The sequence below is a fragment of the Sulfitobacter delicatus genome, from assembly GCF_900102535.1.
Taxonomy (GTDB): domain Bacteria; phylum Pseudomonadota; class Alphaproteobacteria; order Rhodobacterales; family Rhodobacteraceae; genus Sulfitobacter; species Sulfitobacter delicatus.
Genome location: NZ_FNBP01000007.1, coordinates 137,596 through 152,192 on the forward strand (window position 1 = coordinate 137,596; position 14,597 = coordinate 152,192).

16 protein-coding genes are annotated in these 14,597 nt (G+C 60.5%); 6 read left to right on the top strand and 10 right to left on the bottom strand.

Features of this window, described 5'->3' with window-relative positions:
* The first annotated feature begins 226 nt into the window (after window positions 1-226).
* From ihfB to BLS57_RS13065, 3 genes are read left to right on the top strand one after another with little or no spacing between them, the layout of a single operon-like run.
* Window positions 227-511 carry an integration host factor subunit beta gene (gene ihfB / locus BLS57_RS13055; protein WP_093743016.1) on the top strand — a complete coding sequence of 95 codons (285 nt, stop codon included), beginning with the start codon at window positions 227-229 and terminating at the stop codon, window positions 509-511.
* Window positions 511-861, top strand: a complete 351-nt coding sequence (locus BLS57_RS13060; RefSeq protein ID WP_093743018.1) for a lipopolysaccharide assembly protein LapA domain-containing protein — start codon at window positions 511-513, stop codon at window positions 859-861. The genes ihfB and BLS57_RS13060 overlap by 1 nt, the downstream gene beginning before the upstream one ends.
* A gap of 9 nt (window positions 862-870) precedes the next feature.
* A complete protein-coding gene (locus tag BLS57_RS13065; RefSeq protein ID WP_093743020.1) occupies window positions 871-1,518 on the top strand; it encodes a phosphoribosylanthranilate isomerase in 648 nt (215 codons plus the stop codon).
* Between the two features lie 78 nt (window positions 1,519-1,596).
* Here the strand turns inward: BLS57_RS13065 and BLS57_RS13070 are convergent, their stop codons facing one another.
* From BLS57_RS13070 to BLS57_RS13090, 5 genes are all read right to left on the bottom strand, one after another.
* Window positions 1,597-3,093, bottom strand: a complete 1,497-nt coding sequence (locus BLS57_RS13070; protein WP_093743023.1) for a phosphomannomutase/phosphoglucomutase — start codon at window positions 3,091-3,093, stop codon at window positions 1,597-1,599.
* A 27-nt stretch (window positions 3,094-3,120) separates the two neighbouring features.
* Window positions 3,121-3,954 (bottom strand): 3-deoxy-8-phosphooctulonate synthase, encoded by an 834-nt coding sequence (gene kdsA / locus BLS57_RS13075; protein WP_093743025.1) that lies wholly within the window; start codon window positions 3,952-3,954, stop codon window positions 3,121-3,123.
* Entirely contained in the window at window positions 3,951-5,708 is a 1,758-nt protein-coding gene (locus tag BLS57_RS13080; protein WP_093743027.1) for a KpsE/RkpR family capsule polysaccharide export protein, read from the bottom strand. The genes kdsA and BLS57_RS13080 overlap by 4 nt, the downstream gene beginning before the upstream one ends.
* Window positions 5,686-6,345, bottom strand: coding sequence for an ABC transporter ATP-binding protein (locus BLS57_RS13085; RefSeq protein ID WP_093743029.1), 660 nt, complete (start codon window positions 6,343-6,345; stop codon window positions 5,686-5,688). The genes BLS57_RS13080 and BLS57_RS13085 overlap by 23 nt, the downstream gene beginning before the upstream one ends.
* 198 nt (window positions 6,346-6,543) lie before the next feature.
* Window positions 6,544-7,350, bottom strand: a complete 807-nt coding sequence (locus BLS57_RS13090) for an acyl-homoserine-lactone synthase (RefSeq protein ID WP_208597571.1) — start codon at window positions 7,348-7,350, stop codon at window positions 6,544-6,546.
* A 214-nt stretch (window positions 7,351-7,564) separates the two neighbouring features.
* On the opposite strand from BLS57_RS13090, the gene BLS57_RS13095 reads away from it, so the two are divergent.
* A complete protein-coding gene (locus tag BLS57_RS13095; RefSeq protein WP_093743031.1) occupies window positions 7,565-9,040 on the top strand; it encodes a sensor histidine kinase in 1,476 nt (491 codons plus the stop codon).
* A gap of 45 nt (window positions 9,041-9,085) precedes the next feature.
* Here BLS57_RS13095 and BLS57_RS13100 read toward each other — a convergent pair whose 3' ends face one another.
* The 3 genes from BLS57_RS13100 to BLS57_RS13110 form a co-directional block, all read right to left on the bottom strand.
* Window positions 9,086-10,117 carry a permease gene (locus BLS57_RS13100; RefSeq protein ID WP_244153687.1) on the bottom strand — a complete coding sequence of 344 codons (1,032 nt, stop codon included), beginning with the start codon at window positions 10,115-10,117 and terminating at the stop codon, window positions 9,086-9,088.
* The gene (locus BLS57_RS13105; protein ID WP_093743035.1) at window positions 10,110-10,451 is read right to left on the bottom strand and encodes an ArsR/SmtB family transcription factor; all 342 of its coding nucleotides are present in this window, start codon (window positions 10,449-10,451) and stop codon (window positions 10,110-10,112) included. Before BLS57_RS13105 ends, BLS57_RS13100 begins: the two co-directional genes overlap by 8 nt.
* A gap of 116 nt (window positions 10,452-10,567) precedes the next feature.
* Window positions 10,568-10,933, bottom strand: a complete 366-nt coding sequence (locus BLS57_RS13110) for a VOC family protein (protein WP_093743037.1) — start codon at window positions 10,931-10,933, stop codon at window positions 10,568-10,570.
* A 105-nt stretch (window positions 10,934-11,038) separates the two neighbouring features.
* Here BLS57_RS13110 and BLS57_RS13115 point away from each other — a divergent pair, with 105 nt between their 5' ends.
* The gene (locus BLS57_RS13115; RefSeq protein ID WP_093743039.1) at window positions 11,039-11,638 is read left to right on the top strand and encodes a uracil-DNA glycosylase family protein; all 600 of its coding nucleotides are present in this window, start codon (window positions 11,039-11,041) and stop codon (window positions 11,636-11,638) included.
* Window positions 11,619-12,413: an SseB family protein gene (locus BLS57_RS13120; RefSeq protein ID WP_093743041.1), complete on the top strand. Its 795-nt coding sequence runs from the start codon at window positions 11,619-11,621 to the stop codon at window positions 12,411-12,413. Before BLS57_RS13115 ends, BLS57_RS13120 begins: the two co-directional genes overlap by 20 nt.
* A gap of 2 nt (window positions 12,414-12,415) precedes the next feature.
* Here the strand turns inward: BLS57_RS13120 and BLS57_RS13125 are convergent, their stop codons facing one another.
* Both BLS57_RS13125 and BLS57_RS13130 read right to left on the bottom strand, forming a co-directional pair.
* On the bottom strand, window positions 12,416-13,624 hold the full coding sequence (locus BLS57_RS13125; protein WP_093743043.1) for a CaiB/BaiF CoA transferase family protein: 1,209 nt from the start codon (window positions 13,622-13,624) through the stop codon (window positions 12,416-12,418).
* Between the two features lie 20 nt (window positions 13,625-13,644).
* Window positions 13,645-14,253 carry a GcrA family cell cycle regulator gene (locus BLS57_RS13130; protein WP_093743044.1) on the bottom strand — a complete coding sequence of 203 codons (609 nt, stop codon included), beginning with the start codon at window positions 14,251-14,253 and terminating at the stop codon, window positions 13,645-13,647.
* Window positions 14,254-14,597: the final 344 nt, after the last annotated feature.

A 14,597-nucleotide genomic window follows, 5' to 3' on the forward strand; every position in this document is an offset into this window, starting at 1 on the left:
GGCCTTTTGCTGTCTAACAGCTGCGTCGAATCGCATGCGCAGAGCGCTTAAAGGATGTGCTTGCTGCGGTGCAATGCAGCGCTTAGCAGCGCGGCTGGCGGAAAAAAGCCGAAAAAACAGGGTCTTCGCCCTGAAAAATCTCTGGTCGATGTTACGGAACACCTTCCCGAGTGAGGCGTTATTTCCTATAGTCTGAATATATACCAACAATCTCGGGGGACGTGCCATGATCCGGTCGGAACTGATCCAGAAGATCGCTGACGACAATCCGCATCTTTATCAACGTGATGTGGAGCGGATCGTGAATACTGTTTTTGACGAGATTACTGGCGCCATGGCGCGTGGTGACCGTGTTGAGCTTCGCGGATTCGGCGCCTTTTCGGTCAAGAAGCGTGATGCCCGGATTGGCCGCAATCCCCGGACCGGCGAGACTGTAAATGTCGAAGAGAAGCACGTGCCTTTCTTCAAAACCGGCAAGCTCCTGCGCGACCGGCTGAACGGGAAAAGCTAATGCGTTACATTCGTTATGCCTGCATCGCGCTCTTCGCGATTGCCCTGATCTCGGTCGCCTTGGCGAACCGCGCTATTGTGACGCTTCAGGTTTTGCCCCAAGAGATTTCTAATTGGTTCGCAGTGAACCCCAGCGTGCAACTGCCGCTATTCATCGTCATTCTTGGCAGCATTATCGTCGGTCTGCTGGTTGGCTTTGTCTGGGAATGGATTCGCGAACATGGCCACCGCGCCGAACTGGCCCGCCAAGCGCGTGAGCGCCGCCGGTTGGAGCGCGAAGTCATCCGCCTCAAGGAAGAGAAGCACGAAGGCAAGGACGAGGTTCTGGCGCTCTTGGACGAAGCGGGCTAAACCGCAGCCATGCCAGAGAACGTGAATGTCAAAATCTGCGGCCTGACCGACCCTGCCGATGTGCCTGCCGCTTTGCTGGCGGGCGCTCGGACGTTAGGCTTTGTGTTTTTCGAAAAATCACCCCGCCATCTGTCCCTCGACGCTGCCGCGCATATGACCGAAGCCGTGCCCGAGGGCATCTGTAAGGTCGCGCTGACGGTGAATGCGGACGACGCGGCGCTGGACACCCTTTTGGCCGCAGTGCCATTCCTAGACATGCTGCAACTCCATGGCAGCGAAAGCCCTGCGCGTGTGGCTGAGGTCAAGGCGCGCTATGGGCTGCCGGTGATGAAGGCGGTGGGCGTAGCAGATCGGGGCGATCTGGCGCTGTTGAACGACTATGTTACCGTAGCCGACCAGCTTTTGATCGATGCCAAACCGCCTAAAGATGCGGTGCTGCCGGGGGGCAATGGGTTGGCCTTTGACTGGCGCCTGATCGCCGGGCGTCGCTGGCCGAAGCCCTGGATGCTTGCTGGCGGGCTTACAGCTGAAAATGTGGGTGAGGCGATTGCCCTCACCGGGGCGCGTCAGGTTGACGTCTCTTCTGGCGTTGAAAGCGCGCCGGGGGTGAAGGATGCCAGTTTGATTAACGCCTTCTGCGCGGCGGCTCTGACGTAAGAGCGCCTGCGCGGGGCGCAGGCGCCGGGGGCTTTGCCCCCGGACCCCCAAAGTATTTCTAGCCAAAAAGAGTGGTGATCAGATGGACTGATCGTAGTCGCCAACGCCGGGTTCGGTGCGGATGACGGCGTCGATGTCTGCAAAGATGGCGCGCATTTCGGCCTCGGATTCGGGGCTCTCACAGACCACCACAAGGTTGGGCGTGTTGGAGGAGGCTCGCACCAGTCCCCAACCGCCGTTGTCGAGCATAACGCGGGCGCCGTTGACGGTGATGACCTCGGCAATGGCCCGGCCACCGATCTTTTCGCCGGCCTCAGCCTTAGTGACGAGCTTCTGCACGATGCGGTCCAGAATGTCGTATTTCTCGGTGTCCGAGGCATAGGGCGACATCGTTGGCGTCGCCCAGGTTTGGGGCAGGGCGCGGCGAAGGTCAGACATGGATTTGTCCGGATTGCGGTCCATCAGCTTGCAGATTTCCACCGCGACGCGCATGCCGCAGTCGTAGCCTCGCCCGACAGGTTCCGCGAGGAAGTAGTGGCCCGACTTCTCAAACCCCGCCAGCGCGCCCAGTTCCTTGACCCGGCGCTTCATGTGGCTGTGGCCGGTTTTCCAATAGTCGGACTTGGCGCCATATTTCTGCAACTCGGGGTCCGAGGCGAAGAGGCCGGTCGATTTTACGTCCGCCACAAAAGTGCTGTTCGGGTGAAGCTTGGCAAAATCGCGCGCCATGATGACGCCCATTTTGTCAGCAAAGATTTCTTCGCCTTCATCGTCCACCACACCGCAGCGGTCGCCATCTCCGTCAAAGCCGAGCGCGAAATCTGCACCGGAAGCGCGCACGCTGTCGGCCATATCGTGCAGCATTTCCATCGCTTCGGGGTTCGGGTTGTAGTGCGGGAAAGTATAGTCCAGCGCGTTGTGGCTATCGACTACTTCGACGCCCAGACGGCGGAATAGCTCGGGTGCGAAGGCCGAAGCCGTGCCGTTACCGGTGGCACAGACGACCTTGAGCTTGCGGGTCATTTTGAAGTCACCGACGAGGTCATCAAGGTAGGCTTCGCGCACGCCTTCGACGAACTCATAGGCGCCGCCGGGGCGGGGCTGGCCGCGGCCTTCGAGCACGATGTCGCGCAGTTCGGCCATCTCGTCCGGGCCGTGGGTAAGGGGGCGTTCAAAGCCCATTTTCACGCCGGTCCAGCCGTTCGGGTTGTGGCTGGCGGTGACCATGGCGACGGCAGGTGCGTTCAGGTGGAATTGCGCGAAATAGGCCATGGGCGAGAGCGCCGGGCCGATGTCTTTGACAGTGATCCCGGCCTGCATCAGCCCCAGCATCAGCGCGTTTTTGATCGATAGCGAATAGTCGCGATAGTCGTTTCCGACGGCGATCACTGGCTCGATCCCGCGCGCGTGCATCTGTGTGCCAAGGCCGAGGCCAAGCGCTGTGATGCCGGGCAGGTTGATATCGTCGGGGTATTTCCAGCGTGCGTCGTACTCGCGGAAGCCCGTCGGCGTGATCATTGCGTCGCGGAGAAATTCCCATGTGTTCGGGGTCACGGTGGAAGCCGGTTTGGTCACGTATAATACTCGCTTTATCGTAAAATTTTAGAAACTAAGGGGGTGGGTTTTGGCCAGCGCGTCAAACTCCATCAGCAGCTTGATCAACCCCGGCATCTGGTCGAGGTAGATCATGTTCGGCCCGTCGCTGGGCGCGCGGTCCGGATCTTCGTGGGTTTCCATAAAGATCGCAGCCACGCCGATCGCTGCTGCGGCCCGCGCCATGACCGGCGCGAACTCGCGCTGACCGCCCGAGGAGCCCCCCTTGCCGCCCGGTTGGGCGACAGAGTGCGTGGCGTCCATGACTACCGGATAGCCTGTTTGGGCCATCTGCGGCAGGCTGCGCATGTCGGCCACCAGCGTGTTGTAGCCAAAGGTCGTGCCACGCTCGGTCAGCAGGATGTTTTTGTTTCCGGTGCTTTCGATCTTGTCGACGATATTCTGCATTTCCCAAGGCGCAAGGAACTGGCCCTTTTTGACGTTAACCGCCTTCCCCGTCTCGCCAGCAGCGAGCAGAATGTCGGTTTGCCGGCAGAGGAAGGCGGGGATTTGCAGCACGTCGACAACTTCGCCAGCCTTCGTGCATTGCGCCTCATTGTGCACATCTGTCAGTACTGGCACGTCATTGGCACGCGCCACGGATTGCAGCACTTGCAGGCCTTTCTCGATGCCCAGACCGCGTTTGCCCGAGAGCGAGGTGCGGTTGGCCTTGTCATAGCTGGCCTTGAAGATGAACTGCGCGCCTGCGGCGTAGCAGGCCTCTTTCAGGATGCCTGCTACCATCTGCGCGTGGTCTTCACTTTCCAGCTGGCAGGGGCCGGCGATCACCGTAAGGGGCCGGTCGTTGCCGACGGTCAGATTTCCGATGCGCAGTTGAGTCATGAGGTTACCTGTTCTCTAAGAATGGACGCTGTCAGGGACAACATCAGGTAGATGCCTGCAAAGATAAGGAAAGCCAATATCGTGTTTTCGAACTTGCGCGGATAGGTGGCTTCGTCCGGTGCCACGGGGTTGACGGCCACGGTGAGGTAGCGCACCTGCCGCCCAGCCTCGGCGCGAGCCTGCTCCATGCCGGTCTGGGCACTTTGCAGGACCATGTCGGCAGCGGCCAGATCGGCTTGGGCGAGTTGTGCCGCAACCGCTTGTTGTGCCAATGAATTTTCGCCCTCGGATGCGGATGTCATTCGTTCGCGAAGCTTTGCCAACTGCTCCCGCAGACGCCGTACATCCCCGCGTGCGCCGTCCACCTTAGCTTTGTTCGGACGCTGGTTGTCGAGCAGAGCGGCGAGTTCCAGTTCTTTTTCGATAAGAAGAGTTTCGTAGTTCGTGATCTGCGTGCGGATGGAGGCGATCATCGCCTCGGGGTCGACATTGTTATCCACCTGCAGCTTAATCAGCGCCTCTTGCGCCGCGCGGCGGTTGGCGAGGGCGGTTTCATAGCCCTCTAGCGCGTCGCGCATGCCGTCTTCGCGTTTTTGCTTGCTGAGGTCGTTCACCCGTTCTTCAGCATAGGTCAAGAGGCGTTTGGAGAACTCCTCAGAGACTGCGGGATCGGCGGCGATAACCTCCATCCGGATCACGCCTTCGGTCGGGTCGTAACCGATTTTTACGTTTTTCTTGTAGGCCTTATAGGCTTCTTCGTTGGTCGGATCCTCGGTCAACCGCTGGATCGGATCAATGTCTTTGTCTGAAAAATGCGCCCGGAAGTCTGCGTCTTCGTCCAAGCGCAGCATGGCGTCTTTGGATTGCAAATAGGCTTGCGTGGCGATGCTGTCGGCGCTGTTTGCAAATTGGGTGGGCAACAGACCGCCGAAGGGGCTGGCACCGCCGCCGCCTTCGTTCTGGATGATCAGGAACTGGCTTTCGGTCGCATACATCGGGGTCGCGATTTTGTAGAAGTAATAGCCTGCCATCAGCGTTGGAAGCATGACAAAGAACGCCAGCCGGACGAGCAGTAGCGCACCCTTTTTGCGGCGGCGGCGCGTGATGTCGCGCTGGATGTCAGAGATTTCGCGTTGGCGACGCTCAGCCGGGCTGGCCTCGGTCGAGGGTACGCCACGTCCGCCGGGCGTGGTTTGTGGCAATTGCACGCGCGGGCTGCCGGGGCGGTGTCGTGTGGCGGGCAGGCCGGGCTGTCCCGCGCTATCTGTTTTGACATCACCGTCTTGCGGGACCACCAGTTCCAGCATGTTGGAGCGTTGGAACGGATCGATCCCTTCGGCGCGCAACAGGCGTACGGCATCAAAGTCTGAAGTCGGGGCAAGCCCGTGCTTCTGCGCAACACGGCGCGCCATCCGCAACTGCCGTCCGGTGAGCCCCTCACGGCGGATCGCGTCGATGTCTTGCTCGCCTGACACTTCATTGGCCGAGGAAACCTCCCCGGTGCGGCTCTGTTCGGGCTCTGCGGGGGCGCTGTCTTTCACAGGTTTTTCCGGCGTCTGTGGTTTGGCCTTCTCAGCCTTCGGCGCAGGTTCGTTTGCCACGGCCCGAAGGTTAGCCGCCATTTTTGCCCGAGCGTCATCCTCAACCGGGGGCTGCTCGGCCCGCAAAGCCGCACCTGCGCCACCGCTTACAGCAGCCGCGGGGGGAGGGGCCTTGCGGATGCGGAATTTCCTAGCCTTGGGTTTCGTAGTCATAGAGCTGTTTCGCTTCTTCCAAGGTGTCGAACATATGCAATTTCCCGTCGAGCAATACGGCAGCGGAGCGGGCAAATTTCTCCAAAGTCTGCGCCTGATGCGAGACGATGATGATCGTGGTGGTGCGCAGCCGTTCTTGCAGGATATCCCCGGCCTTGCGGTTAAATTCGACGTCGGTCGTGCCGGGCATGCCTTCGTCAATGAGGTAGATGTCGAAATCGAGCGCCAACATCAGCGAGAACGAAAACCGCGACCGCATGCCGGCGGAATAGGTGCCGAGCGGCTGGTCGAAGTACTCTCCGAGCCCACAGAGCCAACGACAGAAGCTTTCGACATAGTCTGGGTCCAGCCCATAGAGCCGGGCGATATAGCGGGCGTTTTCCATGGCAGAGACTTTGGTCACCACCCCGCCCATGAAACCAAGGGGGAAGGAGATATTGCAACTGCGCCGGATCTCACCCTCGTCAGGTTTCTCCAATCCGGCCATCATATTGATTAGCGTCGTCTTGCCGGTGCCGTTGGGGGCCAGAATGCCAAGCGAGTGACCCAAGTCCACGCGAAATGACACCTGATCAAGAATGACCTTGTGCTGGGAGCCTGTCCAAAAAGATTTGGACACATTTTCAAATTCCAGCATTCCCTGCTCCGGTTGGTGCTGTCTCTGCCGTCGGTGCCTCTTTGTACCAGAGGTATATTAACGGTCTATCCACCGATTTTGACCAGAATATGTCGAAATGCACAGGAAAGCTATAACGCAGGTGCCGCAGCCCTGCATTTGCTGTGATTTCAATGGGCTGTGGGTCTGGCACGGAGCCGACGGCGGCTCCTGTGCGCCTTAATGTAGCTTGGTCAGCGTTCCGGCTGGTGCATGGTCGCCGATATAGGTCACATTCATCAGGGCCGCTTGGGTGCGATCCCCGTCGATGTTCTGGACCGGCCCCACTGGCACCGCGCTCATCAGGCGCAAGCGTGTCATCCAGCGGCTGAAGGTGGCCGGGACGATGCCGAGCACGTGGCTGGCCCCCATCGCAAAGGCTGCGCCGGCCATTTGGTTCATTAGCATGCGCTGCACCGCGATGCGGCGTTGTGCAGGCACGGCATGGGTGAGGAAGAGGCGGGTCGCTTCCCAGATGTCATTGCGGACGGGCGCTTTAAAGAACAGCACATCCTGCGGAATGTCGGGCAGCATCCCCAATTGCGCGTCGCGCAGCATGTAGCTGTATTGCGCGCAGGTGGAGGTGGTGGGCATCAGGCGTACACCGCCGAGGACCTCGCCATATTCATGCAGAACGATCCAGCGCGCGCGGGGCGTGTCGTATTGATCGAACTCCATTCCATCGACGTGAGGCAAGTCCCAACCCTTGTCGTCAATGAAGACCTGACGCCGTGCACGAAGAAAATTAACAAATAATTCACCGTGCTCATGCATGTTCAGAAAGGACAAAGTCGTGGCGCGGATATAGGGATTTTCGCGCGCCAGCGCCTCTGGGCTGAAGGGATCCTGCGCTGCATCTGTCGTTGTCGACGCTTTGCGGAGCAGGGGTTTTCCCTGCTTTTCTAGCGCTTTAGCATCTTGTGGCGTCAGTTCAGGGAGCACATCCTGCCATGATCTGCCACGGAAATTCCTGTCCTGTAAACTCATTCGTCTGCCCCGGATTATTCTCGGTATGCTTGCCTCTGGTTGTTAGGCTAACCTGTAGTTGCATTAAATAGCCATAGTTCTGTCTCATTTACGTGGGAAGATGGAACAACGGACGCGTCTAACCTGTGCTTCGATGCTGAAATGCCACATTTTTAGACGCAACCAGCGGCAGAAAGCCGTACGTCGAGCAGTCGATCGAAGAAACGAGAGCGCTATGTCGCAGGAAAAAATGATTTACGGGCCCTCCCAATCGGCCACGCTGGCAGATGCGACGAAAGTGCAGCAGATGCGCGACTATTCGCAGGTCGGGGTGAATCTCTTCTGGCAGAGGCAGATGATTTTTGCCGCCGCGATCTGCCTATCGGCCTTTTATTACGAGCTGTGGCTGTCGATCTCGACCCTGATCTTGATCGCTATTTCAGAGACCTACGACTATATCCTGTTCCTCAACATCACCCGCTGGCGGGGCCGCAGCCCGCGTCTCGCGCGGATGTTCATGCGCCGAATCTATATCAGCACGGTGCTCAGCGCCGGGGTGATCAGCTATTTCGCACTTGGTATCGCGCTGGAGCAGGGGGCAACGACGCATTTCCTGCCGCTCTTCTTCCTTTTTGCTGCGGCGCTTTTTGCCTCGATGAACAACCACCACATCCTGCCGGTGCTCATGCTGCGCTTGGCGATGTACGGCGTGACCTTTCTGTTCATCCCGATCTGGGACATCGTGCGCACCGGGGCAACGATTGACTCCGAGCTTTGGACACAGCTCTTCACCGTTGTTTTCGTTCTCTACTTCATCGTCGATTGTTCGCGCATCTTCCTGAAAATGTACCGCACCAACGCGCGCCAGTTGGAAGAACTGAAAGCAGAGCACGAGAAAACGAAGATCGCCTTCAAGGCGAAGACCGAGTTCGTCTCGACCATCAGCCACGAGCTGCGCACCCCGATGACCTCGATCAAAGGCTCGCTCGATATGGCTTGCGCGGGCGTCTTGGGCGAAATGTCCCCGCAGATGGAGAAGGTGCTCAAGATCGCGCAGCGCAACTCGGCGCGGCTGACTTCCATCATCAATGAAATCCTCGACCTGCAGAAGTTCGAAGCGGGCAAGATCAGCTTCGACATCGAACCTCTTGAAGTGCAGACGGTAATTGAGGACGCGATTGAGCTGAACCAGGCTTTTGCAGGCAAGCTCAACGTTACCCTGCGCTATGCCAAACCCTCCGAGACTGCCGGGATCGCGACAGACGAGAAGCGTTTGCAGCAGGTGATGTCGAACCTGCTGTCCAACGCGGCCAAGTTCTCGCCCGCGGGATCAACGGTTAAGGTCACCTCGCAGACGCAGGACGGTATGATGCGCATCAGCGTGATTGATGAGGGGATCGGCCTCGCGGAATCTGAGCGTGAGAAGGTCTTTGATGAATTCTCGCAGATCGATTCCTCGGATCAGCGCGCAGTGGGCGGGACCGGCTTGGGGATGAATATCTCCAAGCGGATCATCGAAGCGCTTGGCGGCAAGATCGACTATTTCAAAAATGACGGCCCTGGCACGACCTTTTTCATCGATCTTCCTTTGAACGATGGCAAGGGCAGCGAATTGGCGCAGGAGATCGCTGTGCGCGAAATTGTCAGCGGGAAGAGTGCGCTAGATAATGTCCCTGAAAGCAAAGCAGCAACGGCCAGATCCGCTGCATGATCGTGCGCCCGGCGATGGGTTCGCCGAGCGCATGTTCAATCTAGATTACGCAACAAACTGCCATGCCATCCCCGCCAGCACAGCGCCCACCAACGCGAAACCAAGGTAGGCGGCAAAGACACGCGGCTTTACCAGCGCCCAAACGGCAATGGCCGCTGGGATACAACTGACCCCGCCCGCGATGACAAAGGACATGGCCGCCCCTTGGGTCATCCCCTGAGCCAGCAGCGCGTCAATCAGCGGCACAGCGGCATAGCCGTTCAGATAGGCCGGTGCCCCGACGAGCGCGCCCAACAGAATTGGCGTGACCCCGTCGCCGCCCAATACGCCCGCGATCCATTCGGCTGGGACATAGGTTAGCATCAAGGCTTCGACGACATAGGCCAGCGTCAGCCATTTCACGAGGAAGAGCGCATTGCTCAGAGCGGTTTCATTGAAGCTCGCACGACGGTCGGCGTCTTGCCAAAACTTCCAGACTGGTTCGCCGGAAAAGGGTTTCGCCGACGAGCAGCAGCTGCCTTTGGCAGGTTGTGGGCGCAGCGGATCGTTAAAGATCGGCGTGCGGGCCAGTGCCATGACAGTGAAACCACCGAAGAGCCCGAGGCCAACAGCAGCGAAGGTTTTGGCCAACGCAAAGTCGAACCCCAGCGTGCCAGAAGTGATCGCGAACATCGCCGGGTCCATCAGCGGCGAGGCGAGCCAGAAGGCCATAACCGCGCCAAGCGGCGCACCGACAGCGAGTAGAGCCGCGATAAAGGGGATCACCTCGCAGCTGCAAAAGGGCGATATGCCACCCAACAGCGCGGCCATCACCACCATGCGGGCCGGGTTGCCTTCAAATGCACGGGCGAGCAGGCTTTCCGCCCCGCTGGCCTTTAGATAGGCGACCGCGAGCACGGCGAAGGCAATAAAGGGCGCGGTGCCAAGCAGCGCTTCGGCGGTGAAAATCAAGGTCGGCGGGAACTGCGCCGGGTCGAACAGGGCCACCAGCGCCAAAAGGACGAGTGTCATGCCCCAAGCGCCTTTGAGGAAGCCCAGCCGCTGCAGCGGGGGAAGGGATTGCGTGGTATCAACCATTGTCATGCTCCGTGCATTGGCTGGCCGCATCGGCGCAGCATTCGGTCAAAAGGAAATTCGCCAGCGCCTGCACTTCTTCATAGGCCACAGCAGCGCAGATTGTGGTGCGGCCTTGCTTTTGCTGTTTCACCAGCCCGGCAGAGGCGAGCAATTTCAGATGATGGGTCAGCGTGGAGCCGGTAACGCCGGTGCGGTCGCCGAGCGTGCCGATGCTCAACCCCTCCGATCCGGCGCGCACCAGCGTGCGCAGTACCAGCAAGCGTTGTTCCGATCCAAGCGCGGCAAAGCTGCTGGCCGCGAGGGTGAGGGCGGGGGTTTGGGATTCGTGTTTCATGTTTCTAGAATTATCGAAATAATTTGATCGCGCAAGATTTATTTCGATAATCGTCGAAGCTTCCGGTGGAGCGGTCTTGTAGCAGGCAGTCTAGCCGTAGGAGGTGACTGTTGGTTTCAGGGCGTCTCCGGCTCCCACAGTTCGATCGGATTGCCTTCAGGATCATGGATACGAGCGAATTTGCCGATACCGTCCATCTGCAAGACTTCACCACAATCAATTCCGGCAGCCCCCAATTCCTCCAATGCTTCACCAAGGTCCGCCACGCGGAAATTTATCATGAAACTTCGCTCTGATGGGAAATAGGTGCTGTCTTCGGGAAAGGGGGCAAAGACCGTTACGCCCGCGTCGGCGTTCCAAGGCGCGCCCTCTGCCGTGCTGGGGGGCGGGTTGATGCCGAGATGTTTCTCATACCAAGCAGCAAGCGCCGCCGGGTCTTTGGCCCTGAAGAACAGACCGCCAATGCCAAGCACCTTTACCATGCCGTCCCTCCCACTTCGATATCGGGTTCAGTTGAGCACGAATGTCGCGCAGCGGCAAATGTGGCTCCCTCTTTTTCTTTTGCGGGCGCCCCCTACCTTTGGCCTATGAAAGACATCCGAGAAGACCTGCACGCCTGCCGCCTATGTGCAGAGCGTTTCGCTGTTACGGCCACGCAGCACCGCCCGCGGCCCATCGTTTGGTTCAAACCCGGCGCGCGCCTGTTGATCGCCAGCCAAGCCCCCGGCAAGCGCGTGCATGAGGCGGGCAAGCCCTTTTGGGACAAGTCCGGCACCCGTCTGCGCGACTGGCTGGGGTTGGATGAGCCGACATTCTATGACCGTAGCCGCGTCGCCATTGTGCCGATGGGCTTTTGCTTTCCGGGCTATGATGCCAAGGGCAGCGACCTGCCGCCGCCCCGCATCTGTGCGCAGACATGGCGTGCGCCAGTGCTCGAGATGTTGCCTGACCTGCGGCTCACGGTGCTGATCGGCGGCTATGCGATGAAGTACCACCTGCCCGGATTTCGCAATGTGACCGAGGCCGTGGCGGGCTGGCGCGACCATCCGCCGGGGGTCTTTGCCTTGCCTCATCCGTCTTGGCGCAATACCGGATGGTTGAACAAGAATCCCTGGTTCGCGGAAGAGGTCTTGCCCCGTCTGCGCGCCGCTGTGTCTGAGGTGATGAATGACCGACAAGAAACCTGACGCCACACCGTTGGACGAGGCCCACGCCGCGATGATGGCCGCGCCCGATGACGATGCCGCACGCCTGCGCTTTTACGAGCGCGTGGCGGATGTTGAGCTTTTCATGCTGCTCGAAGACGAGCCGCAGGGCGATCAGATCAGCCCAGTGCTGTTGAACGACAGCTACGTCGTGGTCTTTGACCGCGCCGCCCGGCTGTCAGCTTATGTGGGGGCGGCGTCACCCTATGTGGCCCTTTCAGGCCGGGCGATTGCGGCGATGTTGGAGGAGCAGCCGCTGGGCATGGCGGTGAACATCGGCGTGGCGCCTTCGGAAATTCTGCTGCCCGCCGAGGCGATGGACTGGCTGCGCGACACGCTGGCCCATGCGCCGGGCGAGGTCGAGGCCGGGATCGACCGTGTTTTTCCCCCGCAGGGTCTGCCCGAAACTCTCATCGCGGCGATTGACGCCAAGCTAGCGACGGCCACGGGCATGGCGGCGGGGGCTTTCCTTGTCGGCGTTGAATACAGCGGCGGCGGGCGCGGGCATCTGCTGGCCTTCGTCGGCTCGATCCCCCGCGCACAGGACGCGCTGGTACGGGCGGCGTCTGAGGCGCTGACCTTTTCCGGAATTGAGGCGGGGGCGATGGATGTGGGCTTCTTTGGCCCCAACGACGCAGTGGTCGAAAAGCTGGCCCGCGTTGGCTTGCGGTTCGACCTGCCGCAGATGGAGCCTTTGCAGAACACGCCGCGTATGGCGCCGGGCAGCGATCCGGCGAAACCGCCGAAGCTCAAGTAAATCTAATCGTCGCTTTCGCCAAACTCGGCCAGCACCGCATCGGTGTCCTGCCCGAAATTCGGCGGGGGGCGGCGGTAGCGCACGGGGGTGCGCGAGAACTTGAGCGGATTGCCCAGCAGTTCCAACGCGCCGCCCGCGACCCCGTCATGCGGGATCGACACCACGGCCCCGCGCGCCTGCGCCTGATCCGAGCGCAGCGCTTCGGCCACGTTGTGGATCGGCCCCGCCGGGACTTTCACCGCCCGAAGCCGCGTCAGGATTTCTGCGCGGGGGAGGGCCAGCAGAGCGGGTTCCAGCTTCTCCATCAAAGCTGCCCGATTCTCGATCCGGCCCATGTTGGTGGTGAAACGCGGGTCTTCGGCCAGACCCTCCAGCCCCACGGCATCGCAGAACCGTGCGAACTGCGCGTCATTGCCCACGGCCAGCAGGAAATGCCCATCGGCACAGGCGAAAGCGTCATAGGGCACGATGTTGGAATGGGCATTGCCGCGCCGCTGGGGCAGGTTGCCTGAGGTCAGATAGTTCGTCCCCTCGTTCACCAGCCACGCCATCTGGCTGTCGACCAGTGACAGATCCACATGCTGCCCCTCGCCGGTCTGGTCCCGATGCCGCAGGGCGGCGAGGATGCCGATGGTCGCATACATGCCGCACATGACATCCGCGATGCCCACGCCCACTTTCATCGGCGCGCCATCCGGCTCCCCGGTAAGGGACATAATGCCGCCATAGCCTTGGGCCATCAAGTCATAGCCGGGCAGGGCGCTGTTTGGCCCGGTCTGGCCGTAGCCCGAGATTGAACAATAAACGAGGCCGGGGTGGGCGGCGCAGAGCGTTTCAGCATCCAGACCATATTTCTTCAGCCCGCCGGGTTTGAAATTCTCCACCACCAGATTGGCCCGTGCCGCCATACGGCGCAACAGGGCTTGCCCGTCTGCGCTGGCGATATCGACAGCGACCGAGCGTTTGTTGCGGTTGGCGGCCATGAAATAGGCGGAAAGATCGGTGGGATTGCCCGCCGCATCGCGGGCGAAGTTCGGCCCCCAGCCGCGGGTGTCGTCGCCCTTGCTGATCGGGTTTTCGATCTTGATGACCTCGGCCCCCAGATCGCCCAACATCTGTGTGCAGGTCGGCCCGGCAAGGATACGCGTGAGGTCAAGCACCACCAGCCCGTCGAGCGCGCCTTTGGTTGCGGTCTCGGGCTGGTCGGTCATGTGCTGTCTTTCTTGAAGTCTTAGCGGCGGCGGTCGCGGCGGGCGCTCATCGGCTGGAAAGCGACCCCGACATGGGCCTCGCAATAGGGTTTGCCCTGTTGCACGGGCAGGCCGCAGAACCAAAAATCATCGGTCGCCGGGTCACCCACGGGCCATTTGCAGGTGCGCTCGGTCAGTTCCATCAGGCCGATTTTCTTGGCCTTCTTTTCGACTTCGCTGACCTTGGCCAAGGCCTCGGGGCTGATCTCATTGGCCGAGGGCTGCGGCGGCAGGGGCTGACCTGCGGGGATGATCTGTTTGCGCGCGGGCAGGTTCGGCTTGGGCGCCGGGGCTGCGGCGGGCTCTTCGGCTTCCGGTGCGGGGGCGGCTTCGGCTTCGGGTTCAGGCGCTGCTTTCGCGGCGGGCTTTGGCTTGGCCTCGGCCTTGGGAGCTGCGGGTTTGGCTTTGGGCTCGGGCTTGGCCGCCGCGGCAGGCGCGCCTGCGGTGCGGTTCGACAGGCCCAAACGGTGCACCTTGCCGATCACGGCGTTGCGCGTCACCCCGCCCAGTTCTTTCGCGATCTGGCTGGCGGACTGGCCTTCGCCCCACATCTTTTTCAGTGTTTCAACGCGCTCATCAGTCCAGGACATATGGGGTTCCCCAGTTAAAAAGCGGCCCCTTTGCCCGGACCGCTTTGTCAGTGTATCGGCCTCCATTTTATCCTCTGGGGCCGCAGGTGCAAGCGCCGATCCCCCAAGAGGGCGGCAGGCTGCGATTGGGGCTTTACGTGGGGGATGAAGGGCGGCTATGCAAGACCTATGATCAAACACGCGACATATTCTATCCGACGACGCTCCGTCCGATAACCGTGCGGCCCTCTGGGCCCGCCCCGCGGCCTGATCTCGCAGCATGTCTGCTGCACCCTTTCAAAAACCACCAAATCCCATTGACCCTGCGCCAGCCCCATGCCCTTTTACCGGCGTGACATGGCCCC